The organism is Phenylobacterium sp., assembly GCF_030697925.1.
In the GTDB taxonomy this organism is placed as follows: domain Bacteria; phylum Pseudomonadota; class Alphaproteobacteria; order Caulobacterales; family Caulobacteraceae; genus Phenylobacterium.
The window spans coordinates 1-24,578 of the sequence record NZ_JAUYOJ010000226.1 but is presented as its reverse complement, the minus strand read 5'-3'; the positions used below and the strand labels follow the sequence as shown (position 1 = coordinate 24,578).

At 67.5% G+C, this 24,578-nt stretch carries 25 protein-coding genes; 15 read left to right on the top strand and 10 right to left on the bottom strand.

Features of this window, described 5'->3' with window-relative positions; translation table 11 throughout:
- Window positions 1-97: 97 nt before the first annotated feature.
- The gene (locus tag Q8Q88_RS21965) at window positions 98-661 is read left to right on the top strand and encodes a hypothetical protein (RefSeq protein WP_305677318.1); all 564 of its coding nucleotides are present in this window, start codon (window positions 98-100) and stop codon (window positions 659-661) included.
- Window positions 658-1,668, top strand: a complete 1,011-nt coding sequence (locus tag Q8Q88_RS21960) for a relaxase/mobilization nuclease domain-containing protein (RefSeq protein WP_305677317.1) — start codon at window positions 658-660, stop codon at window positions 1,666-1,668. The genes Q8Q88_RS21965 and Q8Q88_RS21960 overlap by 4 nt, the downstream gene beginning before the upstream one ends.
- Window positions 1,669-1,946: 278 nt before the next feature.
- Here Q8Q88_RS21960 and Q8Q88_RS21955 read toward each other — a convergent pair whose 3' ends face one another.
- The 4 genes from Q8Q88_RS21955 to Q8Q88_RS21940 form a co-directional block, all read right to left on the bottom strand.
- On the bottom strand, window positions 1,947-3,410 hold the full coding sequence (locus tag Q8Q88_RS21955; RefSeq protein ID WP_305677316.1) for a hypothetical protein: 1,464 nt from the start codon (window positions 3,408-3,410) through the stop codon (window positions 1,947-1,949).
- A 61-nt stretch (window positions 3,411-3,471) separates the two neighbouring features.
- Window positions 3,472-5,907 (bottom strand): hypothetical protein, encoded by a 2,436-nt coding sequence (locus tag Q8Q88_RS21950; protein ID WP_305677315.1) that lies wholly within the window; start codon window positions 5,905-5,907, stop codon window positions 3,472-3,474.
- A gap of 416 nt (window positions 5,908-6,323) precedes the next feature.
- Window positions 6,324-6,620 carry a PIN domain-containing protein gene (locus Q8Q88_RS21945; protein WP_305677314.1) on the bottom strand — a complete coding sequence of 99 codons (297 nt, stop codon included), beginning with the start codon at window positions 6,618-6,620 and terminating at the stop codon, window positions 6,324-6,326.
- 136 nt (window positions 6,621-6,756) lie between these two features.
- Complete coding sequence (locus Q8Q88_RS21940; RefSeq protein ID WP_305677313.1) at window positions 6,757-7,458, bottom strand: DUF433 domain-containing protein; 702 nt, start codon at window positions 7,456-7,458, stop codon at window positions 6,757-6,759.
- A gap of 372 nt (window positions 7,459-7,830) precedes the next feature.
- Between Q8Q88_RS21940 and Q8Q88_RS21935 the strand changes: the two genes are divergently transcribed.
- The 3 genes from Q8Q88_RS21935 to Q8Q88_RS21925 are packed head-to-tail and all read left to right on the top strand — an operon-like array spanning window position 7,831 to window position 11,739.
- A complete protein-coding gene (locus Q8Q88_RS21935) occupies window positions 7,831-8,460 on the top strand; it encodes a hypothetical protein (protein ID WP_305677312.1) in 630 nt (209 codons plus the stop codon).
- The gene (locus tag Q8Q88_RS21930) at window positions 8,457-11,573 is read left to right on the top strand and encodes a hypothetical protein (protein WP_305677311.1); all 3,117 of its coding nucleotides are present in this window, start codon (window positions 8,457-8,459) and stop codon (window positions 11,571-11,573) included. Before Q8Q88_RS21935 ends, Q8Q88_RS21930 begins: the two co-directional genes overlap by 4 nt.
- Window positions 11,548-11,739, top strand: a complete 192-nt coding sequence (locus Q8Q88_RS21925; protein ID WP_305677310.1) for a hypothetical protein — start codon at window positions 11,548-11,550, stop codon at window positions 11,737-11,739. Before Q8Q88_RS21930 ends, Q8Q88_RS21925 begins: the two co-directional genes overlap by 26 nt.
- Window positions 11,740-12,141: 402 nt before the next feature.
- Here the strand turns inward: Q8Q88_RS21925 and Q8Q88_RS21920 are convergent, their stop codons facing one another.
- The 4 genes from Q8Q88_RS21920 to Q8Q88_RS21905 all read right to left on the bottom strand — a co-directional run bounded on the left by Q8Q88_RS21920 (window position 12,142) and on the right by Q8Q88_RS21905 (window position 15,518).
- A complete protein-coding gene (locus Q8Q88_RS21920) occupies window positions 12,142-14,151 on the bottom strand; it encodes a C1 family peptidase (RefSeq protein ID WP_305677309.1) in 2,010 nt (669 codons plus the stop codon).
- Window positions 14,152-14,447: 296 nt separating this feature from the next.
- A complete protein-coding gene (locus Q8Q88_RS21915) occupies window positions 14,448-14,642 on the bottom strand; it encodes a leucine zipper domain-containing protein (RefSeq protein ID WP_305677308.1) in 195 nt (64 codons plus the stop codon).
- A 103-nt stretch (window positions 14,643-14,745) separates the two neighbouring features.
- The gene (locus Q8Q88_RS21910) at window positions 14,746-15,366 is read right to left on the bottom strand and encodes a plasmid pRiA4b ORF-3 family protein (RefSeq protein ID WP_305677307.1); all 621 of its coding nucleotides are present in this window, start codon (window positions 15,364-15,366) and stop codon (window positions 14,746-14,748) included.
- Window positions 15,363-15,518: a hypothetical protein gene (locus Q8Q88_RS21905; RefSeq protein ID WP_305677306.1), complete on the bottom strand. Its 156-nt coding sequence runs from the start codon at window positions 15,516-15,518 to the stop codon at window positions 15,363-15,365. Before Q8Q88_RS21905 ends, Q8Q88_RS21910 begins: the two co-directional genes overlap by 4 nt.
- Window positions 15,519-15,634: 116 nt before the next feature.
- Between Q8Q88_RS21905 and Q8Q88_RS21900 the strand changes: the two genes are divergently transcribed.
- The 5 genes from Q8Q88_RS21900 (at window position 15,635) to Q8Q88_RS21880 (ending at window position 18,422) form a co-directional block, all read left to right on the top strand.
- Window positions 15,635-16,495 (top strand): hypothetical protein, encoded by an 861-nt coding sequence (locus tag Q8Q88_RS21900; RefSeq protein ID WP_305677305.1) that lies wholly within the window; start codon window positions 15,635-15,637, stop codon window positions 16,493-16,495.
- A gap of 258 nt (window positions 16,496-16,753) precedes the next feature.
- Window positions 16,754-17,356: a DUF433 domain-containing protein gene (locus Q8Q88_RS21895; RefSeq protein ID WP_305677304.1), complete on the top strand. Its 603-nt coding sequence runs from the start codon at window positions 16,754-16,756 to the stop codon at window positions 17,354-17,356.
- Window positions 17,353-17,787, top strand: a complete 435-nt coding sequence (locus tag Q8Q88_RS21890) for a type II toxin-antitoxin system VapC family toxin (protein ID WP_305677303.1) — start codon at window positions 17,353-17,355, stop codon at window positions 17,785-17,787. The genes Q8Q88_RS21895 and Q8Q88_RS21890 overlap by 4 nt, the downstream gene beginning before the upstream one ends.
- Window positions 17,788-17,793: 6 nt before the next feature.
- Entirely contained in the window at window positions 17,794-17,925 is a 132-nt protein-coding gene (locus Q8Q88_RS21885; RefSeq protein ID WP_305677302.1) for a hypothetical protein, read from the top strand.
- Complete coding sequence (locus tag Q8Q88_RS21880) at window positions 17,922-18,422, top strand: cupin domain-containing protein (protein ID WP_305677301.1); 501 nt, start codon at window positions 17,922-17,924, stop codon at window positions 18,420-18,422. The genes Q8Q88_RS21885 and Q8Q88_RS21880 overlap by 4 nt, the downstream gene beginning before the upstream one ends.
- 1 nt (window position 18,423) lies before the next feature.
- Here Q8Q88_RS21880 and ubiB read toward each other — a convergent pair whose 3' ends face one another.
- Window positions 18,424-19,932, bottom strand: coding sequence for a 2-polyprenylphenol 6-hydroxylase (gene ubiB, locus Q8Q88_RS21875; RefSeq protein ID WP_305677300.1), 1,509 nt, complete (start codon window positions 19,930-19,932; stop codon window positions 18,424-18,426).
- Window positions 19,933-19,935: 3 nt separating this feature from the next.
- Complete coding sequence (locus Q8Q88_RS21870; protein WP_305677299.1) at window positions 19,936-20,694, bottom strand: class I SAM-dependent methyltransferase; 759 nt, start codon at window positions 20,692-20,694, stop codon at window positions 19,936-19,938.
- A 51-nt stretch (window positions 20,695-20,745) separates the two neighbouring features.
- Here Q8Q88_RS21870 and mutM point away from each other — a divergent pair, with 51 nt between their 5' ends.
- The 5 genes from mutM (at window position 20,746) to rpsT (ending at window position 24,260) form a co-directional block, all read left to right on the top strand.
- The gene (mutM, locus tag Q8Q88_RS21865; protein WP_305677298.1) at window positions 20,746-21,609 is read left to right on the top strand and encodes a bifunctional DNA-formamidopyrimidine glycosylase/DNA-(apurinic or apyrimidinic site) lyase; all 864 of its coding nucleotides are present in this window, start codon (window positions 20,746-20,748) and stop codon (window positions 21,607-21,609) included.
- An 8-nt stretch (window positions 21,610-21,617) separates the two neighbouring features.
- The gene (locus Q8Q88_RS21860; RefSeq protein WP_305677297.1) at window positions 21,618-22,487 is read left to right on the top strand and encodes a TraB/GumN family protein; all 870 of its coding nucleotides are present in this window, start codon (window positions 21,618-21,620) and stop codon (window positions 22,485-22,487) included.
- Between the two features lie 33 nt (window positions 22,488-22,520).
- Window positions 22,521-23,297, top strand: a complete 777-nt coding sequence (locus tag Q8Q88_RS21855) for an enoyl-CoA hydratase (protein WP_305677296.1) — start codon at window positions 22,521-22,523, stop codon at window positions 23,295-23,297.
- Between the two features lie 4 nt (window positions 23,298-23,301).
- Window positions 23,302-23,883 (top strand): GDSL-type esterase/lipase family protein, encoded by a 582-nt coding sequence (locus Q8Q88_RS21850; RefSeq protein ID WP_305677295.1) that lies wholly within the window; start codon window positions 23,302-23,304, stop codon window positions 23,881-23,883.
- Between the two features lie 107 nt (window positions 23,884-23,990).
- Window positions 23,991-24,260: a 30S ribosomal protein S20 gene (gene rpsT, locus Q8Q88_RS21845; RefSeq protein ID WP_305677294.1), complete on the top strand. Its 270-nt coding sequence runs from the start codon at window positions 23,991-23,993 to the stop codon at window positions 24,258-24,260.
- The last annotated feature ends 318 nt before the right edge of the window (window positions 24,261-24,578 follow it).

Sequence of the window (24,578 nt, the reverse complement as noted above, 5' to 3'; positions counted from 1 at the left end):
CGCCGCCCGCGCCCTCGCGTAGCGCCCACTCGGCCGCGACGCTACCCAGCGCGCGACGTCCGAAGATCACCAAGGTCTCGCCCCTCGGGAGGTGCCCGTGAAGCTACTAGGCAGGACCTTCAGCGCCCTCGTCCCCCGTCGCGACGTCTCGCGTGGCGTCAGCGCACCGGCCCCCGTTCCCGGTGCTGTCCCAACCGCGGCCGAGCCACCGCCACCGCCACCGCCACCGCCACCGCCACCGCCGAAGCGCGACAGCTCCAAGACGGGCGGCAAGAGCCGCTACGACCACCGGGTCGAGGCGGGCCACCGGCTCCTGCACATCGACCTGCCGGAGTGGCAGGTCGACATGATCGACCGGGAGGCCGCCAAGCTCGGCATTCCGAGGGTCCGCTGGATTCGTGGGCTGATCGCCAATCGATTGCGTGGCGATCTATTGTTCACGCGCGCGGACGAGCTCTCCCTGCTTGGCCTCCATGCCGAGGCCCGGGCCATGCGAACCGAGCTCGCCGCTCTGCGCCGCGACCTGACGGCCGCAGCGACGCCCGGCGACGGCAAGCTCATCGCGCGCATCGAGGAACTCCATGCCGCGCTCGGGCGCCACAGGGCCGCGATCCGCGCGGGTCTCGAAGGCAATCTCAACTACTGGCGCGGTGAACCATGAACGACTTTCGGCAGGCCAAGGGCTTCGAGGACCAGTGGCGGAGCGCACGCACCCGCTGGCGGACCGACCCGCCGTTGATGGGCGGCGCGGTCACGCGCGAATGGCTGGCCAGGATCGTCGAGCATGCGCCCGAGGTGGTCGTCCGTGTGACGGCGGGCTTCAAGGGCCGCACCGCCCTGGTTCGCAATCTCGACTATATCAGCCGGGGCGGTGAGCTGGCTCTTGAGGGCCCAGGCGGAGAGAAGGTGAAGGGCCGCGAGGAGATCCGCGAGCTCGCCGATGACTGGGCCTGGCAGGCCAAGGTCGATAGTCGCGCGCCACCCTTGGCCCCTATCGCCAGGGGCATTGTCTTATCGATCCCCTCGGGCCCCGACCCCGAACGGGTGGAGGACGCGGCCCGGGCGTTCGCCCAGACCACCTTCAACGATCGCTTCGATTACTTTTTCGTCCGCCACGACGACGGCGCCCACCCTCACATCCACATGACGGTCCGCACCTTGGGCTGGAAGGACGAGCGTCTCACGCCACGCCGTCGGGAGCTGGGCCGTTGGCGCGATGGGTTCGCCGCGGCGCTGCGCGAGGAGGGGATCGAGGCCTCGGCCACGAGACGCAAGGCCCGCGGCGTCGTGGTGTCGGCCGATCGCGCCGAGGTCTTCCGTATCAAGCAACGGCACGAGCGAGGCGAAGGGCCCAGGTCCCGGGTTGAGGAGGGCCTCGAACGCGAGGCGTGGGAGATCATGGGGATTCGTCAAGCCCCCGGGTCCCTGGAGGAAAAGCTGGCCAAGCAAAGCACGACCGTCAAGGCGGCCTATGTGCAGATCGTCAACGAACTGGCGGCGTCGGGCCACCCGGAGGACCGGGAGCTCGCCAGGAAGGTCGTGGCCTTCGTGAAGGCGATGCCGGCGGCGCATTCACGACGCAAGCTCCTCGCCGAACAGATGCTCGACAAGATGCGCAGCGAGCGTCAGCAGCGCGAGCGTGAGCAGGAGATGGACTACGACCGGTGATGGAGCCGCAAAGGGGCTAGATCGTCCGCATGCCGATCCTTGGCCGCAATGTGCGGGCTCGCCACAAGCGTGCGATCGCCACTCGAACCCCGCGGCTATGGCCGGGAGGCTCCGGACTCGGCGCTCACCATGCTTCATGACCGACACCAACGCGCCACTCCCACGGTCGAGGCGCCGGGGATGGGGACGCCCGAACCATCCCCACCGCGCGGATGGTCTCGGAGGTGGCGGTTGTCGAAGCCGGGCCCCGGCTGATCTCAAAGCGTGCAACTGGCGCCCTACCCGAGTTGGCCTGGTACTCGATGGGTGATGAGACCAGCCTCGCGAGCCAGACTCAGGATGGTCGCTAGGCGGTCTGGCGTTGGATTGGGACGGCTGGCGCGCGCATTCGGGGCCAAGGCCCATCCCCCCTCCTCCAGGACCACCCGAAGGCGCAGGAGCGTGCGCCCAGCGGCGCGGGCGTCGGACAATCCCCGACCAACCGACCAGAACGTATGTTGTCCGAACAACCAGACCTCAAAGACGTGGCGCAGGAACTCCGACGGCGGGCGACTGCGTAGTCCTTCCGCCTGCCGCGCCGCCACGGCCAACGGGAGCCGCTCCAACCGCTCAAAGCCTTCTGGCGCCTGAGGCGCTTCCGACAAGCATAGCGCCAGGGCGCGGCGGACGGCGCTGGGAACATCAGACCAGTCACTGCTAGTGAGAGCCGTTTCGATCTCCGCGATCAGGTCGGTGGCAGCCTGCCCGGCGCCCGCGGCTCCGGCGAGCCAGGTCGTGGTGGTCTCGGCGTCTTCCCCACCCGAAGTATCCAGCATTCGCGCCACCAGGCGTCCTGTCGGCAACGGACGGTCTTCGAGGCGCCTCAAGGCCCAAGCGAAGAGCACTTCCAGCGCCAGCCGGAACAGCTGCCGCACCTGAGTGCGGCGCCAAGCTGCTGAGACCCCTTCCAGCGCCTCCGGGGGCTGGAAATCCGACGGTGGCCCGCACATTGATCGCCGCACCAACGTCACATCGTCCCCGGCGCCCTCCGACATGGCCGCGAGCGCGAGGGAGACCCCTGCAGCGCGCTTGGGATCGGCGACCGATCCCGCCAGCAAGGTGGCCATCGTCTGGCGCTCAACAGCCGTGAGCGTGGTCAACCCCCAAGCGTCGGCCCACGCCAGGGCGTCCTCCCGTCGCACCTCCATCTCGCCCAGGATGGAGAAGGCGGGGTGGTCGAGGAATGGAGCCAGTCGCGCCTCCAAGGCGTCGATAGCCGCCGTCGACGCTTGGGTCACCCGCATCGCACCGCTGGCGTCTGGGACTTCCTCCAACCAGCCCAGGGAACGGAGCGCCGGCCCATAATTGATAGGGGCGCTCAGCCCGGTCGAAAGCCTTCGCGTCTCCTTTTGCCGCGCCCACACAGGTCCGCTGAACGGAAACAGCTGTGAGGTCAGGTAGGGAGCCAACACGTCGCTACCGGGCAGGGCCACGGTCCGGTCGACTAGGAACTGGGACCACACGAAAAGGACTTCGATCCGGTCCACGAAGTCCCGTAGCTCTTCGACACGGATTTCCACCACGCCGCCCCGCGCTGCGATCTGGGCGGCGCGACGCCACGCCCAGGCCACGACCACGAAAGGCCGGATATGGCGGGCGATATTGTTCACTCCGGGGAACACCTGGTCCATCAGGTCGAAGTTGATCTGTCGAAGGCCCAGGGGATCGACCCCACCAGGCCTTGGCAGGGACGCGCTGGTCACGGCGGGCTCCGCCCGCATTGCGGCCTGCCCGATTAGGACATCAAGGCCGGGCGCAGCCATGTCAGGCCTCCTCACAAAGCAGCACGTGGCCGCAAGGGGCCTTGGCCACCCAGGAGTGCTTCAGTTCGTAGAGGACGCTGGATGGCAGGAGGTTGGACTGACACGGGCAGGTTCGCCCGTTCCTGGGTAGGAATCGTATCTTCCGACGCGCGGGGTCGGTTCCGATCGCCCCCACCAGATCGTCCCAAACCTCGGAGGCTTCAAGGAGCGGCACGTTCGCAGGAAGCCTGCCCGCTTCGAGAGCTGTGCGATAGGCCTTCACCTCTTCCTGAGGAGTCGTCACGGAGGTGACTTTCCGCCACAGGCCGATGGCGTCCGGCGGGGACCGGAGCCGACGCCGGAAGCCAGCCGCCAGATCAATGTCCGGGGCCAGCCCAGACATAGGCCAGCCCAGAGCGAGGAGCCTTCGACGGGCCCGGCGCGCCGCTGGGACCTCCGCTGGCTCGACCAGGGCGGCCAACATCACGGCGGCGGAGGCGACTTGGAGGTCACTTGGATCTGGATCTTGGACGAACGCCTCCACCAGTGCTTCGAGGCAGGCGCGTGTCCGCCCCTCGTCCAAGCCCACCCGATCGCAGACGTACTGCGTCAACGCGAACACGCCGGCGACATGCAGGTCTGGGCCCGGTCGCGCCATCATCTTGTTGAAGACCGCGTCGAAGAGCGAAAGCGTCCGGGCGATGGCTGCGGACCTGCGCGCCGCCTCGGCGCGAGCCCTGGCGTCGAGCCGCGCTATCCCCTCGTCGCCCATGTCGTCGTCGAAGTCCGACCCGTCACGCGGTTCGAACGGCGCCCGGGGCGTAGACAGAGCCGCGAAGATCGCGTCCATGAACCGCTTCCAACCCGCGCCCACTGGGACGGAGGGGCCAGGCGCATATGTCGAGGCGTTCCGCGCCGGCGCCAGGAGGGCCACCACATTGGTGACGCCATCAGTCCGGCCTTCGCCGCCCCAACCGCCTCCGGCCCGGCCAGACTGGGTCAGGTGCTCGGGATGCTCGTGGAACCACGCCATCATCGCGGCGGCGTCTGCAGGGGTATCGGTGCGCCCAAGCACGGCCAGGAGCTTGGCGGCCAAGGGGCCAGCGCGGCGTCGAACCTCCTGGAGGTCCGAGAACGCGATGAAGCCCTCGGCTGAGCAGTCGCCGCATTCCAGGCGCAAGATCAGCCGTCCCGCGGTCCAAGCCTCCATCTCCAGCGTCTCACTACCGAAGGCGAACCGGCCATCAGGCGCCACGACGGTCTCGGCGAGTTCACGGCGTCCTTCTCCGCCGACCAGCCAAGCGGTCGCCCCGCCGACGGGAAAATCCGTGAGCACGCGTCCGGCCACCTGGTCGCCGGCCAGTTCGGCGCGCAGCACCCCTTGGATCGACTCCGATTCCTCGACGTCCAACGGCATGGCGATAGCAGGGGGAAGCGGGGCAGACGGCTGGAGAGCCCATCCGATGTGGGGTTCGCGCGACACCCGGACAACGCAGGCCTCGACATTCCGTCCAGAGCCGAGACCAGCTGTCGTGGCGTTTGCGCTACCGGAGACCAGCACGCGCCCGCGCGCGCAGATGATCTCAAAGAGCTTCGCATGTAACCGTCGCTTGCTGGCCGCTTCGCACAACCAGACGATTGTCACGGGCCGAACTCCGATCGATGGATTGCGCGGCCAGTTCGCCCCGAAGCGGCCCTCAACCACGCCGTCGGGATGAGCGTGGACATAGGCGTGATCGAGGCCCACCTCCTCGCACAGGCCCGCCAGCCCCGCGCCGCCGTCCCAAAACGGCGACGCAGCAGTGATGCGTTGGGCGCCGCCGAGTTCCCGCGCCAGGGCGGCGATCTGGTTGGCCACTCCACCCGCCAAGCTGTTGACCAGCCGAATTTTCCCGTCGCGCCGGCCCGCCGCGCCGGCCCTTTCAAGGCCGCTCGCGCTGGCGTCCAGGCGGCCGGCCGCCTCGTGGGTCAGTCGAGGGTCTGTTGCGATGGCGCGGAAGAAGTCGGCGGCGTCCACAAAGGCGTCGCCGGCGAAGCTGGGATGCAGGTGATCCATGCACTCCAGGTTTGCTCCCCAGCCGCCGAAGGTGAGGTTCCCGGAACCCACGATGAGATGGGCGTCATCCAGGGCCTCCAGGGCGCAGACCTTCGGGTGGAAGACGCCGCCCGCGACCTGGACCGGTTCGAGGTCGTAGTCCCGACCAACCCGACGGGCCCCATGTTCCGCCAGGGTGGACCGCACACCGTCCAAATCGGCCAGGATCAGCGGCGAGGTCGACTTTTGACGTGTAAGCGCCTCGAGGACCACCGCCTCGAAGAAACCCAGGCTTAGCGCATAGGTCGTGAAGACCGTGCGGCTCCAAGCGCCGGCTCGCACCACCTCCAGCGGTGAGAATTCCCCCAACTCGCCCTCCCCCGCGTCGGCGTGAACGTCCTCGAGCGCAACTTCCGCATCCATCCCAGCCGGAGTCCCACCGATATTGCGGGCGGCACGCCAACTCCCCGAAGGATTGCAGGTCGCCGCGCTCAGGGCATCTGCGCTGGGCGCTAGTTGCCTTGAGCGTAGTCTCGTGCCCAGCACAGCGTGTTGACCAGCTGCATCTGCTCGATGGTCCTGCAAGAGATTTCCATAGGCCGCGGAGTGGCGAAGATCACCGCGATGCGCTTAGCCAGACTGATCGCCACACTCACACCGTCCGGGAGGAGTGGATGAGGTGGGAGGACGGCAGGTCGCCAATCGCCGGCTTTCGTCGCGGGACATGGCGGGGCGCCTGGAGGCCGACAGCTGGCCCGGGTCCCGCGCGAACTACCTGTCCTTCTGAGAGGCGCCTCTTCCTCGCGCGCGCCTACGGCAGAAGCACTCCGCGCGTGGCCCTAGACCGTTCGGATCTCTGGGGGGGACTTAAACGGGTCGAGCACGCGAACGCCGCGGCCTTCGAAGTCCTTCACGTTCCGCGTGACGATCACCAGACCATGTACCCGCGCTGTCGCCGCGATGGCCATGTCGCGCTGGTTCTTGTCCTTGGCGCCGAGAAGGCGCGCCCATTCCGCCGCCACTGGTCCATCGATAGGGATGATCCGGCCATCATAACTCTTCTCGAAGGCGTCGAGTTTGGCGAGTTGCTGTTGAGCGTGCTCGGCCGTCTCGTGGGTTTGAGCTTGCGGGCCCAACCGCGGCGCTTCTCAAACAGGGTCATGGCGCTCAAGCGCAGGTCATGGTCGTCCACCGTGGCGAGCCAGGCCTTCACCTTCACGTGGCCCTTGGCCCCGAATTCCTTGAGGACGTTCTCCTCGACCAGATAGAGGGTCATCTGAAGTCGTCAGGCGTGACCGGTTCCTCAGGCTCGACGTCGAACACTCCTGCATCGGCGAGATCACCCGCCATCCGTTTCAGGCTGCGGGTCGGATAGGGCCGCCCGGGCTTTGGATAGGCCGTGGCGTAGTCGATCGCGATGGCCACCTGGTGGCGGGTGACTCCGGGATAGTCCAGAAGGACCTCTTCGATGGACTCGCCCTTCGAGAGCGCGGCGACGCGGTAGACCGAAATATTCGGCCCTCGAAGAACGGGGTCGCCGTTGGACGAGATGTCCACCGCCGCCTTGAGCTCTTCAAGTCGTTTGAGCCGCGCCTGCAGCGCCTCATCGATGGGGTCAAGTTGGAGATAGGTGGCTTTCCATCGAACCGTGCGTTCTGCGCCGGCGCCTTTGATCGCCCGATAGATGGTCCTGCGACCGCCAGGGGTGAGGTCCTCCGCGTGGCCAAGGCCCAGCAACATGAGATATCGCATCTCGGCCGCGCCGACGACACGGGCCAGCCTTGCTGTCGGCCGGCCTTTCGCCCTCAGCTTCCGCCCCACCTTCGCGAGGACCTTCTTCTCGCCTGTAAGGGCGACTTTGACCTGGGCGACCTCAGCCAGCCTGCCTTGGATTTCGCCGCGATCGATGGCCCTGTTGACGCTGGTGGCGGACTTGTTGAGCACAAAGCCAGCCTCGCTGGTGGTGAGCTTCAAGGATGACTGTGTCATGGCGGCGTCCTAATTCATCCCTAATCTGGGGGTGAATTGCATTCAATGCAAGACAAGCGGACGGATAGCTCCGCGGCCCGGCGCCGGCCAAGCGAGCGGCATATGGGGAGGATCGACCCTTTCGGGTCGGAGCCCGAAGATGTTCGTGCCGGCTTCAAGGGGCCAAGCCCAAGCCCCGCCATCCCCGGCCATGGTTGCGAGAACAGCTTCCAGCCACAGGCTCGCGGGACATCGATCCCTCATCTAGGCCGAACAAGGTTGTGCTTGTAATCGCCCTATTGGGGTGTCAAGCCGAGACGCAACCCGTCATCGCACACGCGCTGCGGATGGGAGTGGCTGTCTTGGGGAGCAGTGGAAATGATCCGGGAAGCGCTGGTTGGTTGGGCCCTCCTCTTTGCGGGTTTCCTAGGCTGGCTGTTGGTCGGGGCCATGGGATGGACGGCCACGCCGGCGTCTTCCCTCCTCGCCGACCAAACCGTGCACGCGATGGCCCTCCCCATCCCCGGCCTTCTGGTGGGGCTGGCCCTGGTGGTGCTCCGCTCCGAAGGCGATGCTCCGGAATCGCCGGCCTTGGACTTGGCGAGCGGCCGGATCATCCTCGTGGCGGCGACCGCCGGCCTGGTGCTGTCGCTGGCGGCCGCCGTCGTCGGTGACGCGCTGTCGCCCGTCCGCGCGACCTTGATCGGAGTATGCGGTCTCGCGACCCTGTTGATCCTGTTCTTCACCCTGGAGACGCTGAGGCGTGCCGAAGGCCTCTTCCTTGAAAGCCACTGGGGCGGGCTGGGCGGCGGCCTTGGGGGCTGGCGGATCTCGCCGGCCGCCGTTCTGGTCTTCCTGCTTCTGGTGTTCGCCAGCGCGACGGTCGCTGTGGGCCTCTACGACCCGCACGCCAAATCACCGGACGAGACAGCGGCCGGTGACGCCGCGAGCGGAAGCCCTGCGACCGAAGGCCTGGATGACGCCGATGGTGCGCAGGCCGCCGAATGAGTTTTCGCCTTGAGACGCTCGCCCAGGAGCCGGACATCGCCGACGACTGGCCGCTGCCGCCGCGCGCGCCCTTCATGGCTTCGCCCAGCCTTGCACGGCTCCAGCGCGACCTTGCCCGCTATACGAACGGCGAGATCGCCGGTCGCTCCTATCTGATCTCGGGGCACCGCGGCGCCGGGAAGACCGCGCTGGTCCTGCGGGCCGTGGAAAACCTGCGCTACGAGAGCCTGCAGGCGGCGCTGCGGACTGACTTCGCGCCCGGAGCGCACCGCCTGGGACTGCAGCGCCCGATGCTCGTCAAGCTCCACGGACCAAGTCTGCTCGAACCCATCGTCGAGAAGGACGAAACGCGGGAGGAGGAGCAGACGGACTTGCTTGACGGCGACGCCGGCTCCGAAAGCGCGAAGCCGCCGCCCGCCACCAAGGCGGAGAAGTCCAAGGCGGTCGCCCACTCCGCCCTGGTCCAGATCACCATCGCCCTTTACCGGCAGCTCGCCTCCGAAGCTGCGGGCGGCTACCAGATCAAGGCGCGGCGATTTGGTCGGGGGCGCGCCATTCCAGGCGAGGAGGTCGCCGCCCAGTTGATCCTGGACCTCGACGCGGGCGCCGATCCGGCCGCCCTGCGGAGCTACTGGGACCGCATCGGGCGCCTGGCGAACGGCGTCTTCTGGCCGGGGCGCTCGGACACTGTCCTGGACAAGCTCGGCGTGACCAACCAAGGCCTCAAGGAGGTGCTGGCGCTCGCCACGGCCGGCCAAGCTTTTCGAATCTGCACAGGCCGCATCACCCAGACCCTGGACGACATCAAGAGCCTCAAGCTCGAGGCGATCACGACGGCCAAGGCGAGTAGCAATCTCAAGGAGCTGATTGGACGTCTTGGCGCCCTCGGCGTCGGCGGGCTGACGGGCGCTGCGCTTTGGTCAACCAGCCCCTTGGCCGGCGTCGGCGCGGGCGCGTTGGTGTGGCTGCTCGGTACGGCGAGCCTGGGCTGGGACTTCACCCAGACCCGCAAGCGGGACAAGACCGACACCTACAAGTTCCTGCCGAACAAGAACGTCGAGACCCTGGACCGCGACCTCCCGGTGGTCATTCAGCGGGTTCGGGACGCGGGCCTCGCACCGATCTTCGTCATCGATGAACTCGACAAGCTGGCCGCGCCGGCAGAGAGCGTCTCGGCGATCATCGCCCGCCTGAAGCACATCATCGCCGACTTCGGCTTCTTCTGCTTCCTCACCGACCGCGCCTATTACGACTATGTCGACCACCGCATCCAGGAGACCGCCTATCCGACAGAGCACACCTTCTTCAGCGAGCGGCGGCTGCTGATCTATGGACCGCCTGCCTTCAAGGCGCACCTGAACGAGGTGCTCGTCCTCGAGGGCCCGCAGACGCCGGCCGATGACCTGGCCCGCGCCCTCCTGGCGCTGCATGTGACCCAAGCCTCGCGCCTCAACTTCGTCGACCTCAATCGCGAACTCGCGCGTCTAGTCGACATCGGCGTGCTCGCCCTGTCGTCCGAGGAGCTCTTGCGCCGTGAGGACTTGAGGCTCTCGGCGATCCTCCAACTGGCGATCGACGAAGTGCTGCGCAAACCCGAGCTGCAGGATCGGATACAGAGCGACCACGGCTTCGCCCACCTCGCCTATGACGGGCTCTACGCGATCTCGCGGGGCTGGGCCAAGGGCGACTTGACCTATGACGCCTCCCGCGAAGCCGTGACCGCCTATCTGAAGAAGCGCCAGTCTGCGGCTGCCGGGGAGGGCCAGGCGGGCGCTGGCGGCGCCGACCCGTCGCCTGACGACTTCCAGGCCATCATCGACGCGCACGCCGCGCTGGTGGAACGCCTGAAGGACTTCGCGGGGATGGCCCGGGACATCGCCGCGTCCGATCCGGAGATTGCGAAGCACGCCGCCCTGATCAGCGTGAGAGCCGAGGCGCCGGGCCTGTTGATCGAGAAGGCCGAGAGCCCGGGCTGCTACGACTTCGCCTTTGACCCCCAGGGGTATTCCCGCCTGGGCGCGTCGGAGGCCATCGACCTGGAGGACGCCAAGCGCCTGGTCGAGATGCTGGAGGCGCTGGCCGTGATGCTGCGGCAGTTCGTGATCAGCGTCGAAGACCTCGCCTTGGCGCAGCTCATCCCGACAGGGCTCGAGACCCGCGACCTCGTCAAGGCGCGACTGGACCTCACCAACTACACCCTGGGCGTCGCCAGCCAGGAGACGGTCCGGCCCTCGTGGCGCCTGGCGCGCACCTTCAGGACGGTGCTCTCGGAGTTTGGCCCGCGCCTGAGCGCCGGGCTCGCACTCGCACGCAAGGTGGTCGCATCCGGCGGGTTCCACGCCACCATGAAGTCGGCCCTGCAGGCCCTTGGCCGATATCCGGTGCTCGGACCTCCGGCGCCAGATCCCGAGTGGTCTGTGGAGCGCTGGGCCGGAGGCCATGAACTCTTCACCGGTCTCCGCGCCAACGCGCTCATCGCAGGCGAAGGCCCAGCGATAGAGCGCTTCACCACCGAGATCGCGCATCTCGTCCTCTCCAGCGATGGAACCCTGGAGCAGTCTCACCCGCAGTTGGACGACCTATGGTTTTCGCGGTTCGAACGGCACTTCGGCGGCGCCACGCTTCAAGCCGATGAGTTCGGTTTTGCCGACATTGTTTCGGCGGCGACGGGCGTGGGCATGAGCGCCGCGCTCGGGCCCGACCTCAACGCGCTGACGGTCGGTGAATGGAGCCGTTTCGCCATCAACGCATTGAGGGGGCTGCGCCGGGAGAACGCGCCTCGTTGGCCTTTGGTCGGCGCCCTGCGCATGCTGCGGTTTGATCGGGGAATCCTCGGCGCGATCGCGCGCGCTCCGAGGCCATGGCTCACGGACTACCCCTCACTTGATCAAGACCGTGCCGAAGCGCTGGCGCGCACCGCGCCCGAAGGGCGCTTAGGGCTGGCGGTGTTGTTCGAAGGGTTGGATCCCACGGAGCCGATCCCATCTAACGGACCTGCCCTGCTCTATGTCCGCCGTTCCGATGTGCTGGAAATTGAGGTAGGGTTGGACTGGTTGACAGATTTGGGCGCCTTTGAAGGGAAAGCTGATGAGCGCGCAAGCCCCGAAAGCTAAGTCGAGCGGAAGCTGGGCCTTACTGCCGACCTTGAGGTTCACCCGCGAGGCTGCGCCCAGCCAAGCCGTCAAGGAAGGGCGAAAGGACATGGCCTACAATGTCCGGTCCGCCAAGACGTTGGGCGCCGAGTTTGACAACCGCAAGCACGACCTCAAGGATCACTGAGGGCGATTTCTGGAGCCATTCTCGCGCGCCGCGTCGGCACTGGTACTAGTCATGCGCAACGAAGCGTTGGAGCTCCTTCGCTGCACGTCGAGCGTGCCCGCCCCGAAGCACGTTCTGACATAAGAACGGCCATATGATCTGCGACTTCCCCGATCTCTACGACTATGGCTTGGGGGCCTACTGCTTGATGTGCGCCGCCGCCGACCCGAAGGACCCCGCCCACGTCGGGGCTATCTGAAGCACGCGGCGGGACGGTGCGCCTTCAGGGCTCCACCTGCAGAACATCGGACCCAAGGGCGCCAAGATGGCGTTCTCGACCTAGGGCGCCACGGGAACCAGACGCCGATGTGATCGGCGCGGGCAGCCGTAAGCGATCGCGCCGTTCGAATCCGCCCACGCCGCCTATCGATCCAGGAACGCGCCCGGGCGCACTAGCGCCAGATCGAGCCCGCGCCGTATCCGGGCCACCTTTCCCGCCGGCGGGTCCGAAGCCTGACCGACCGGATTGGATTTCGATGTGATCCTGCGTAGCGTAGCCTGCAAGGTCTCCTGGTCGTTGTCGAAGTCCCCATGGTGGCGCGCGTCGGATGCGGCGGCGACCGGCGCCACGATCCAGCGGCGGTCAGGTCCCCAGAAGGCCTTGGGGATATGGTCGGCCACGTCGCGGGCCAGTCCGAGCAAGGGGGTGCCCTTGTGCGGCGTGAAGGGAATCCGCGGCGACGCCTCCAAGGCCGCGCTCACGAGGTAGAGCAGGGACTTGTGGTAGATTTGGCGGCAATCGTCATCTCGCTCCGTGGCGTCGTCGAGGGTGTAGAGATCGAACGCCTGGATTCCGCCGGCCTCGATGAGGGGCCTGTAGGCGGAGTCGAAGAGGTCCAGGGTGCAGGCCGGCGCCCAGAGCGACGCCGACGTGACGGGCACCCCCTGGTCGGAGAGGTATTTGGACAGCGGCGCGAGCAGGACCGCGCCGGCGCTATGGCCGGCCAGATGCACCTCGTCGATAGTCTTGGCCTTGTGGAGCGCCACAAGGTGCTCGGCCACCTGGCGCGCGGCGCCCTGCGCCTTCACCGCTGCGAGGCGAGCGTTTTCCTTCATCTCGTCCCACAGCGCCTTCCCACCAAGGAGACGCGCCAAGGGCTCGAGCGTATCGTCGAGTCGGTCCAGCATGAAGTCCTTCGCCGCATCGAGGATTCCCTCGCTGCGGCGTTTGCCCACGGCGTCCTGCAGGATATTGCCGATGGTCGACCAAGCGTCGGAGCGCCAGATGACCGAGATCGGGTAGACTTCGGCGTTCAAGCAGGCCTCCCGATGATTGGCGGCGTATTGGAGCGCATAGTCCTGCGGCACGAGCCCGCCATGGGCATAAATCAGCACGCGCTTTCTCCGCCAGTCGGCGAGCCGCTGAGGAAGCTGGTCCTGCAGGATGGACTCAAGGCCCTTGGCAGTGAGGCCGTAGGCTCCCTTCTCCATCAGGCGACCGTCATTCTCGGCCATGACGACATGGGGCCGTAGCGATGCGTAAACGTAGGTTTCATAGGCCCTGGGGGCCGAAGCCGTCATGTTGGCGACGGCTGATCGCCGGAGTTCAACCGCTGCGCCGAGGCGGGCCACCCAGACATCCGTGCTATTCTCCAACCAGTCGTCGTAGGCCACGCGGACGAGCCCGCGGTCGCCCCACGCTTCGCCCCAGGAGTTCTGGATCCAGAAGCCCTTCTGGTCATAGCCGACGATGGCGAAGGCATGTGCGCCCACCGACACTGGCGAATAGGCCACGTCCGTGTCGCCTGTACGCACCGCCATCCAGCCTTCGTGCACCCGGGAGGTGGCGTAGAGCACGCCCACCTCGCTGATGGCCGCGTGCATGGCCACCAGATCACGGTGATTCACCCGGAAATAGGCCCCAAGCGGGCGTTTCAGGGCGTCAGCCGCCTGCTCAAGGTCCAACTCCAGCGAAGGAGGATCATCTCGCCATATGGCGCGGGCGCATGCGCCGTGCTTATGCCAGGCCTTCATGGCGCCGCGGGCGCTGGAGCCCTCGTAGGCCTCGCCAGGCCATTCGTCATAGCGCTTGGCCATGACATAGAGCATCCGCGCGCTGACCTCGTCGGCGCTCGGCAAAATGCGGCGGACGCGGAGCAGGTAGTTGGCGACGGTGGCCAGGCCAAAGCCCGTGCAGGCCCCCTCCCGCCCCTGGTCAAGCACCGGCACGTTCAGGCGGCGATAGGCGGCGAGATCAGACGCTGGCGCCACCTCCACCAGGGTTGGGATATACATCCGGTCCCGGAAGTCGAGGGTGTCCGGCATAGCGTCAAGCACGCGAGCGGGCGATGTCGTCGTGCTGCCCGCGGACATGGAGGCGGCGGCCGGCGCCACCGCGGCTCCACGCTTGGCTCGAACCCTGGTCTGCACCATCTCCGCCCTCCCGCCTGTCATTGACGAACCATGGTTCTTCAGCGCGGCGTTCGTCAATCATGAGATGCATCATTTCCACGCACATCCAAGACGGTAAGGGCATGGCGACGGGAGATGAATGGCGCGCCTGATCGCGCCGCAGGTCCGCGCAAGGTCAGGGCTGCGGAGGTTGCGGGAGGACGCTGCGAGCCCAGCTCCACGGTCGAGGCGCAGCACGGCGGTCAATCCCTGAGCCCGCCAGGGTTGACTCCGGATCGGCGTCGGTGCGGTCCAGGAGGTCCTCCGAACTGCGTGTCCTATTTCTGCAGGATGATCGTCGCCTCGAACACCATGCGCTTCTTGGCGTCCGGCCCGGACATCGCCTCGGCGCCGAGCTGCGGTCGTGATGGCGCCTCAGCCGCCCTGGCCACCGGCCAACCGTCTTCCTCGATCCGACGGATCATCGCCTCTCGACCCAACGGCGTCAGGCGAGCATTCCTGTCGATGTTCATCCGGGGAGCTCCGGTGGAAGTGGAGTGTCGCAACCTCAGCTTCGTTCAAGACACTCCCCGGGTGAACAACCTTCGTAGCAACGACACCTAGCGCCAGGGGCGGTCAGGACTTGGCTTTCCGTCCAAACGTCGCCTTGGCGGGGTTGCGGCGGCGGGCGATGCGGCTGAGGGCGATCTTGAGGACCAGTTCGTCGATGACGTTGGGATCGTAGCCGTCGAACCACTCGACGGTCTCGGCATGCTCGGGGTGCTTGGGGTCGGCCAGGGCGTCGACGACATCGTAGAAGCCGGGGATGCCGCCGCAGTCCTCGGGTGGGGCGGCGCGCTCACCGGCGATGTAGCGCGGATAGTCGACATCCGGGTCGCCGGGGCGGACGTCAGTGAAGGTGAGCTGGTGCTCCCAGCTGTCGCCGAAGTCGTAGGTGTAGTCGAGGACGGTCTTGCTGGGCTTCAGGACCTCGCGCAGGCGGACCTTGTCGGGCAGCAGGGTGGGTGGGCCTCCCCAGGTGTCGCCGGGGACCGGCTGGCCGTAGCGTTGCTTGCCGAGGCGCAGCTCCCAAAGGTGCTGGTCGTACCAGCCCATGGCGGCCTGGACGACGTCGTGCAGGACCTTGAGGGTGATCGAGGTCGGGACCTCGACCTGGCGCCAGATCGCAGGGTCGGTGTCCAGGAGCTCGATGCGCAGGGTGGCGATCTCGTGGAGGCGCTCGGCGGCAGGGGTCATGGCGCCAGCGTGCCAAACCTTGGGCCATGATTCCAGGGCATAAGCTGATCGATCTGGATCTTCGGGTGGCCCGCGACGATACGGGCCCCGTGGGCCTGCGGATCGACATCGTGGAGCTTGGAGGTCTTGATGGGTGGGGCCAGGATCGGCAAGGGCCAGTCCCCTATCGGGGGGCATTTGCCGAAGACCGGCACCCTGACCTGGCTGACGCGGAATGCGAACAGGCGTGTACCGCCGACAATGACCACCACCGAGCCTAGGAGGGTCCATGCCGTTTGATATCGTGGCAGGCGGCACGGGCCGCCAGGACGACGTCGGCGCCGTCGCGGCAGAACTCTCGCGACTGCCTGGCGCCATCGCCCTGGAATTCACGCGCCGGCGGATCAAGGTCGTCGCCTGCCGCGGCAATGTCACAGACTTCGCGCCGGAGCTGGCTGACCCTGGGGAAGTCCCCGAGGGGTGGCCTGAAGGCGCAAGCTGGACGACGATCCCTGGCGCCTACGTCCCGGCCCGCCGCGCCGTCGTGATCGCCACCCTCGGGCCTGAGGACGGGCCACGGCGGGTCCCGATCTGTGGCGAGGGCCACGGCGCGCGCAGCCTCGCCGTCCACGAGGCGATCCACGGCTACGACTATGCTTCAGGCGACCTGAAGTCCCGAGACCCTGCATTCCGGCGCGCATGGACAACCGACAAGCCCCTTCTTGGCAGCGCGTACTTCAGCGGCGACGAATGGGGGCCACGCGAGAGCTATGCCGAAAGCGCCGCGCAACAGTTCGGGGCTGATCAGAGCCAGGCCGGCCGCTGGCCGAACCTTGCGGCCTACTGGAGGGCGTTTGAACCCTTCGCCCCCAGCCGCTGGGCGCGGGTATCCAACGCGTTCGCGCGGTTCATCGCACCGGTTTACCTGTCCGGGCAACCGATCGGGCACGGTGTCATACAAGCCGATGGCACGATCCAGCTGGACCTCACCGCACACAGCAAGAGCGGCGCAATCGGTCACGGCCGCCTGACCGTCAGCCCAGGCGACAGGGGCTATGAGGACCTGCTGGCGCGCGTCACGCCGAAACTGCATCCAGTTGATCCCGCCGTGGGGCCGGCGACGCAAGTCCTAGTCTGGCCGCAACGCTAGCGGCCCAGGACCCCAATCCCCTCCGACATTGAGCAACCAGAGACCCCGAGGGGTTCGGGCCATTCCCTGGGAGCAACACTGGGCGACGTTGGCCGAGCGGTCCTTCAACTGGCGCCTGAGCAGGCTGAAAGCCCCTATTGATCGACGACCCAACAAGACCGACGGGGACGCCAGCTTGGATGTGTTTGCGCCATAGGGCCGCAATAACCTTGAACGGCGCGCAATTCGGCCCTAACTTTGGGTCGAATTGAGGCGCCCGTGACCGATACGTTCACAACCGCTCAGGCCGCATACGTGATGGGTGAGCGCCTGCGCGCATTCAAAAAGGTCGTTGAGCGAGCGCCGGTGAAGCCGAAGATGGTGAACCGCGGTGGCCGCCGAATTCGGCAGTTCCACTTCTTTGATCTCGTGTTCCTCCATGCCTACAACGAACTGAAAGCTGACTATACGGCGAAGTCGCAAGCGGAGCTCTACGAGGCCCTGGGCGCCGTGGTGGTCCGCGGCTCGAGGGTTCGAGAGGTCGCCTTCGGGGACCACAAGTACGACTTCCACCGACATCTGATGGTCGTTCAGGCGAAGGTCAGGGAGCTCGACGACCTCACAACCATGATCGACGCCACTGGGCGGATCAGGGGCACGGACATCGAGGCGCATCGGATTGCAGCGCTCCTCGACGCCATGTCGGAGGAGGAGATTCTCGGCGACTATCCCTCACTGGATGATCGGCAGCTATTGGCCTCCAAGGCGTACGCGGAGGCCAACCCCAAGCCGGGTCGGCCTTACCCAAGGATCACGGCCAAGAAGGCAATGCGGGAAGCTGATCTCGGCGAGATCGACGACTATTTCGCCGAACTCCGTTGATTCGATACCTCCTCGACACGAACGTCGTAAGCCAAAGGTCGAAACCTAAGCCGAGCGCGAACACGTTGGCTTGGCTCGATGGCCAAAACGATTCCGAGTTCGCGATAAGCGCACTGACCGCGCGCGAGCTTGCCTATGGCGTGGCGCGGGCCTGCGCGGACAAGAAACCCGCCGTGGAGGCTATCGCCACATCCGTGGAGGCGATCCTTTCAGCCTATTCAGATCGAATCCTTCCGATCGACGAACCCGTAGCTCGGCGCTGGGGCGAGATGCTGGCGGCGAACAAGGACAACCCCACCGACAAGGCGCTGGTCGCGACAGCCATCGTTCATGGCCTTACCCTGGTTTCCTTGAATGCGTCGGACGTTAAGGGGCTTGGGGCGCCAGTTCTGGATCCAGGTCGAAAGCCGGCCAAGCTCCACGCCCCCTGAGCCTAGGTGGCAACGCCGCCCTCGATCGCAGCCTCCTACCAGGAACCCGACAAGAGTTGGAGGCACATGGACTACCGGGTCAATCTCACGATCGACGAAGTCGAAGCGTTCAAACCCAAGGACGGCGACACCCAATGACCAAACACCTCATCCGATCGGCCGACCTCGACTGGAACCGCGCCTTCCGCGGCCGCCACCCGTTCAACCCAGCCTCGGAGATGAGCATGATCCGGTTGGGCGACCTGAGCGGCCTCACCCGGCTGGGCGCCAACCTCATCCGCATCCCGCCGGGCAAGGAAAGCTTCATCCCCCACGCGCACTCGATGGAGGAGGAGCTGGTGCTGGTGATCTCCGGAACTGGCCAGGTGGTGCTGGACGGCGTCGCCCAGGATATCGGGCCTGGCGATTTCGTGGGCTTCCCGACCGACGGCGTGGTCCACCACCTGGTCAATACCGGGCAGGTCGACTTGGTCTATCTGACGGTCGGCGAGCGCTCCCGCGTGGAGGTCGCCAACATGCCGACCATCGGCAGGACCACCGTCTTCCGCAACAACACCATGACCCTCTTTGGCCCGGACAGCATGGAGCAGCTCACGGCTGCGGAGTGGTTCGCGCGGATGAAGATCGAGGACTGAGCTAGAGGAGCCAGGCGGCCAGCAGGAACACCAGGCCCGAGACCGCGGCCCCCACCGCGAACCAGAGGAACGGCGAGCCGCCGCGATCGTCGACGACCGCCACCGCCGTGGCCTGGGGTGGAGCCTCGATCATGCGCGCGAGGTTGCGCAGGGCGCCGAGCGCCTCCTCGGCATAGCGTTTCGCGCGGGCGGCGGGCGACAGCTCACGCAGCATCCAGCGGCGGACCACCGGATCGGCGGCGGACCAGATGTCGTGCTTGGGATCGATGCGGCGGGCCACGCCCTCAACGGTCATCATGGTCTTCTGCAGCAGCACCAGTTGCGGCTGCAGGCGCATGTCGAAGAGGGCGGTGATCTCGAAGAGCTGGGTCAGGACCCGGCTCATGGAGACATCGCTGACATTGCGGCCGAACACCGGCTCGCCCACCGCCCGCAGGGCCTGGGCGAAGGCCGCCACCGAGTGGCCGCGCGGCACGTAGCCAGCGTCGAAATGGGTCTGGGCGACCTTGTCGTAGTCGCGCTGCAGGAAGCCCCAGAGGATTTCGGCCAGGTAGCGCCGCTCAGCGGCGTCGAGGCGCCCGATGATCCCGAAGTCCACCGCCGTCAGCTCAGCTGGCGCGGCGACGAACAGGTTGCCCTCATGCAGGTCGGCGTGGAACACCCCGTGGTCCAGGGCCTGGGCCAGGAAGGCGCGGATCAGCTTGTCGGCCAGGGCCGGACGGTCGAGGCCCTCCAGCTCCAGGGCGGCGGGGTCGGACAGCGGCGTCCCCGGCGCCCATTCCTGGGTCAGGACCCGCTTGCCGACCCCCTCCCAGATCACCTTGGGCGCGGACATATAGCCGTCCTTGGCCATGACCTGGGCCAGCTCGTCGCCGCCGGCCGCCTCCAGCCGCAGGTCCAGCTCCAGCTCGGTGGCGCGGACCACCGTGGCGGCCAGGGCCTTGGGCTCCAGGCGCCGCGCGGGAACCGACCAGCGCTCCACCAGCCGGGCGGCCAGGCGCAGCACCTCGGCGTCCTGCGCCACCCGCCGGCCGATGCCCGGGCGCAGGACCTTCACCGCCACGCGCCGCCCGTCGAGGAGGAAGGCCTCGTGCGCCTGGGCCAACGACGCCGCCGCCACCGGCTCACCGAAGCTCGCGAACAGGCTCGCCACTGGCCGACCAAGGGTCAGCTCCACCTCGCGGCGGGCGGCCTCCGTCGGAAAGGGCTTGAGCGCATCCTTCAGCCGCGCCAGGTCCTGGGCGAATTCGATCCCGAAGATGTCGGCGCGGGTGGAGAGCAGCTGGCCGAGCTTGATCGCCACCGGCCCCAGGTGCTCGAGCGTGCGCGCCAGCCGCTCGCCAGCCCGCCCCTCGCGGGCCTGGCGACCGGCCAGCAGCCGGAGCGCCGTGCCCAGGGTCCGCACGGCGGGGGGATAGAGGCCGTCCAGTTCGCGCGGCAGCAGGGCGTCGTTGCGCGCCAGCATCCAGCCCGCGGCCGTGAGCCGCCCGAACGCCGCCAGCCCGCCCACCGGCTAGATCGCCCAGCCGTGGTGGAGAGCGGCGACCCCGCCGGTGAAGTTGGTGTAGCCGGCGCGGCTGAACCCGGCCTTCTCGATCAGGCCGACGAAGGTCTTCTGGTCGGGGAACCTGCGGATGCTCTCCACCAGGTACTGGTAGCTCTCGCGGTCCTTGGCCACCCACTGGCCGATCTGCGGGATCACCTTGAAGGAATAGGCGTCATAGGCGCGGCGCAGGGCCTGCGTGGCCGGCTGCGAGAACTCCAGGCACAGGAACCGCCCGCCGGGTTTGAGCACCCGCCTGGCCTCGGCCAGGGCGGTGGCGATGTCGGTGACGTTGCGGATGCCGAAGGAGATCACATAGGCGTTGGCGCTGGCGTCGGGCAGGGGCAGGCGTTGGGCGTCGCCCACGGCCCAGACGATCTCGGGCTCCCCGCCCCGCTCGCGGCCGGCGGCGATCATCTCGGCGTTATAGTCGACCACGATGACCGAGGCGTCCGGCCCGCCGCGTCGCGCCTGGGCCCGCCGGGCCATCTTCGCGAAGCGCCGGGCCATGTCGCCCGTGCCGCCGGCGCAGTCGATGATGGTCTCGCCCGGCTGCGGATTGAGCCGGGCGGCGACGGCGTCCTTCCATAGCCGGTGTACGCCCCCGCTCATCAGGTCGTTCATCAGGTCGTAGCGGCTGGCGACGCGGTCGAAGACCCCGCGCACCAGGCGCGGTTTCTCGGCGGGATCGACGTCGCGGAATCCGAAGGTGGCGGCGGGTCCGGTCATGCAGGCGTCTTAGCCTTGTCGCGCGCGCAACGCCATGCCACTCCACGTTCCATGCCCGAACTTCCCGAGGTCGAGACCGTCCGCCGCGGCCTTCAGCCGGTGCTGGAGGGCCGCCGCCTGGCCCGGGTGGAGGCCCGCCGCGCCGACCTGCGCTTCCCCTTCCCCGAAGGCTTCGTCCAGCGGCTGACTGGGGCCACCATCCAGCGCCTGGACCGCCGCGCCAAATACCTGATCGCCGAACTCGACCGGGGCGAGACCCTGGTGATGCACCTTGGCATGAGCGGTCGCTTCGAGATCGCCCGGCCCGAAGGCGCCGTGCGGCCCGGCGAATTCCACTACGCCGCCGACCCCGATCCCAAGCACGCCCATGTGGTGTTCGACACTGAAGGTGGCGACCGGGTCACCTATTACGACCCGAGACGTTTCGGCTACATGGCCCTGCTCGACACCGCCACCCGCGACAGCCATCCCTGGTTCGCGGGGCTTGGTCCCGAGCCCCTGTCGCCCAGCTTCGACGCGGAGCTGCTGGAAAGGGCCTTCGCCGGCCGCAAGCAGGGCCCCAAGACCCTGCTACTGGACCAGCGGATCGTCGCCGGCCTGGGCAATATCTATGTCTGCGAGGCGCTCAACCGGGCCCGCATCTCGCCCTTCAATCCGGCCGGCGGAATCAATCGGGCCAAGCTCGGCTCGCTGGTCGAGATCATTCGCGACGTCCTGAACGAGGCCATCGCCGCTGGCGGCTCCACCCTGCGCGACTACGCCGCCGCCGACGGCGCCCTGGGCTATTTCCAGCATCGCTTCCGCGCCTATGATCGCGAGGGCCAGCCCTGCCTCAACGACGGATGCAAGGGCGTCATCGCCCGCGAGGTCCAGGCCGGCCGCTCCACCTTCTTCTGTCCTGTCTGCCAAGAGTGATCGCCCGCATGCGCTCAAAGGCCCTCCTCGCCGGCTTCTTCGCCCTCGCCCTCGCCGTCTGCGGGCCGGCTGAGGCCAAGCCGCCGTTCTGGATCGTGCGCGACGCCGATTCCGAGGTGCTGCTGTTCGGCTCGGTCCACGTGCTGCGGCCCGACCTCAATTGGCGGCCGGCCGAACTGGACGCCGCGCTCGCCAAGGCCGACGACCTCTGGTTCGAGCTGCCGATCGACGCGGCGTCGGAGGCGCGCACCGCCCAGCTCGCCGCCAGCCACGGCCTGATGCCGAACGGCAAGACCCTCACCAGCCTGCTCTCGCCGGATGGCGCCCAGCGGCTGGCCAAGGCCTCGGAGAGCCTGGGGGTCAGCCTGGCGGTGATGGATCGCCTGGAGCCCTGGTTCGCCGAGGTGCTGCTGGCCGGGGCCCAGTTCCGCAAGGCCGGGGCGGATATCTCCGGCGGGGTGGAGAAGACCCTGTCGGCCAGCGCGCCCGCCTCGGCCCAGCGCAGGGCCTTCGAGACCCCCGACGAGCAGATCGCAATCTTCGATTCCGCTCCGCTCACCGAACAGGCCGCCTCCCTGGAACGCAGCCTGATCGAGCTGGAGACCGATCCCGACGCCTATGAGGCCCTGGTGGCCGACTGGATGGTCGGCGACCTGGGCGCCATCGACGAACAGGCCCTGGCCCCCCTGCGGGAGGCCGCCCCCGGCCTCTATGGGCGGCTGGTCACCGACCGCAACACCCGCTGGCTGGCGGCCCTGCGTACGCGTCTGGCGGGCCAGGGGCGGACGGTGGTGGTGGTGGGGGTCGGGCACCTGGTGGGCGACGATGGCCTGCCCGCGCGGCTGCGGGCGCTTGGCTATTCGGTCGAGGGGCCTTAGAGGCCAGTCTAAGGACAACCGCGCGAGGCCGGCATGAGCTACGAGACCCTGATCGTCGAGGCGCATGACGCCGTCACCCTGATCAAGCTGAACCGGCCGGAGGCGCTGAACGCGCTGAACAGCCAGCTGCTCGCTGAGCTCTGCGCCGCCCTGGACGCCGCCGAGGCCGATGACGGCGTGCGCTGCCTGGTGCTGACCGGCTCGGAGCGGGCCTTCGCGGCCGGCGCCGACATCAAGGAGATGTCCGACAAGTCCTATGCCGAGATGTTCAAACAGGACTTCTTCGGGGCCAGCGCCCGGCGCATCGAGCAGTTCCGCAAGCCGATCATCGCCGCGGTGGCGGGCTATGCGCTCGGCGGCGGCTGCGAGCTGGCCATGCTCTGCGACTTCATCATCGCCGCCGACACCGCCAAGTTCGGCCAGCCTGAGATCAATCTCGGCGTCGCCCCCGGCATCGGCGGCACCCAGCGGCTGACCCGCTTCGTGGGCAAGTCCAAGGCCATGGACATGATCCTCACCGCCCGGATGATGGACGCGGCCGAGGCCGAGCGCGCGGGCCTGGTCTCGCGCGTCGTCGAGGCCGACAAGCTGATCGGCGAGGCCATGGCCGCGGCGACCAAGATCGCCGCCCAGTCGCCACTGGCGGTGATGATGAACAAGGAGCTGGTCGAAGCGGCCTACGAGACCACCCTGTCGGCCGGGGTCTCGCTGGAGCGGCGTCTGTTCCACTCGCTGTTCGCCTTCGACGACCAGAAGGAGGGCATGGCCGCCTTCGTCGAGAAGCGGAAGCCCGCCTTCAAGGGCCAATAGCTTCGTGCGGCTGATCGCCTTCGGCGACTCGATGGTCGCCGGCGCCGGGGATCCCGACCATCTGGGCTGGATCGGCCGGGCCCTGGCCGGCCGCCGCGCGGTGACGCTCTATAACCTGGGCGTCCGCCGCGAGACCTCCGACGACATCGCCGCGCGCTGGCGGGCGGAGGCCCTGCCCCGGATCACGCCCGACGAACCCATGCGGATCGTCTTCTCCTTCGGCGTCAACGACTGTCATCTTCAGGACGGCCGGCCGCGGCTGTCCCAGGCGCAGAGCCTGAAGAACGCCCAGGCCGTCTTGACCGACGCGGCCGAGCTCTGCCCCGTCCTGCTCGTCGGTCCGCCCCCTGTCGTCGACCCGGGCGTTTGCGCCCGGCTGGAGGGCCTGAATGACGCCCTGAAGGCCCTGGCCGCGCGGCTTAGGGTCCCTTTCATCGACGTCCTGCGGCCGCTGATGGCCGACGGCCTGTTCCAGGCCGAAGCCCTGGCCTGGGACGGCGCCCATCCCGGCGCGGGCGGCTATCAGCGTATGGCCGACCTGATCTCGGTCCATCCCGCCTGGATCACCTTCACCCTGGCCGATTAAACCCGCCCGTGCGGATTGACCCAAGGCCCGCCGTCCCGTATATCCGCGCCTCCAATTTCCCCGCCCGGGTTCGACGTTCGGGCGCGATACGTATTGAGAGCTGACACATGGCCAACACGCCCGGGTCCAAGAAAGCGGTCCGCAAGATCGAACGCCGCACGGAAGTGAACAAGGCGCGCCGTTCGCGCGTGCGCACCTATCTGCGCAAGTTCGACGAAGCGGTCACCGCCGGCGACGCCACCCTCGCCAAGGCCGCCTTCGTCGAGGCCGAGTCCGAGCTGATGCGCGCCGTCTCCAAGGGCGTCGTCCACAAGAACACCGGCTCGCGGAAAGTCTCCCGCCTGGCCGCCCAGCTCAAGAAACTGGCCGCCGCCTGAGGTTGCGGCGCCGGCCGACAAGCTTGGCCGGCATCTTCCTGATCTAACTGGTCTTTTTGACGCACCCGCGGGTTGATCGATCCGCGGGCGTTTCTTTGTGCGCCGCACCTAATCGTGCTGCGACTGCGGCGAATCTTCTCAGTTAACGGAGCGTCGAAATTGGGATTCCCTTGCCCTGCGAGGGCTGGATTTGAGTCAACGAAAATATCGATATGAGTCGCGAAGAATCACCGTTGACCCCCTAACCGCCCCGACTAGGGTGGCAAGTCTTAAGACGTCCTTCCATCTGATCTCGGATGAAAAAAGACGGCGGCGAGG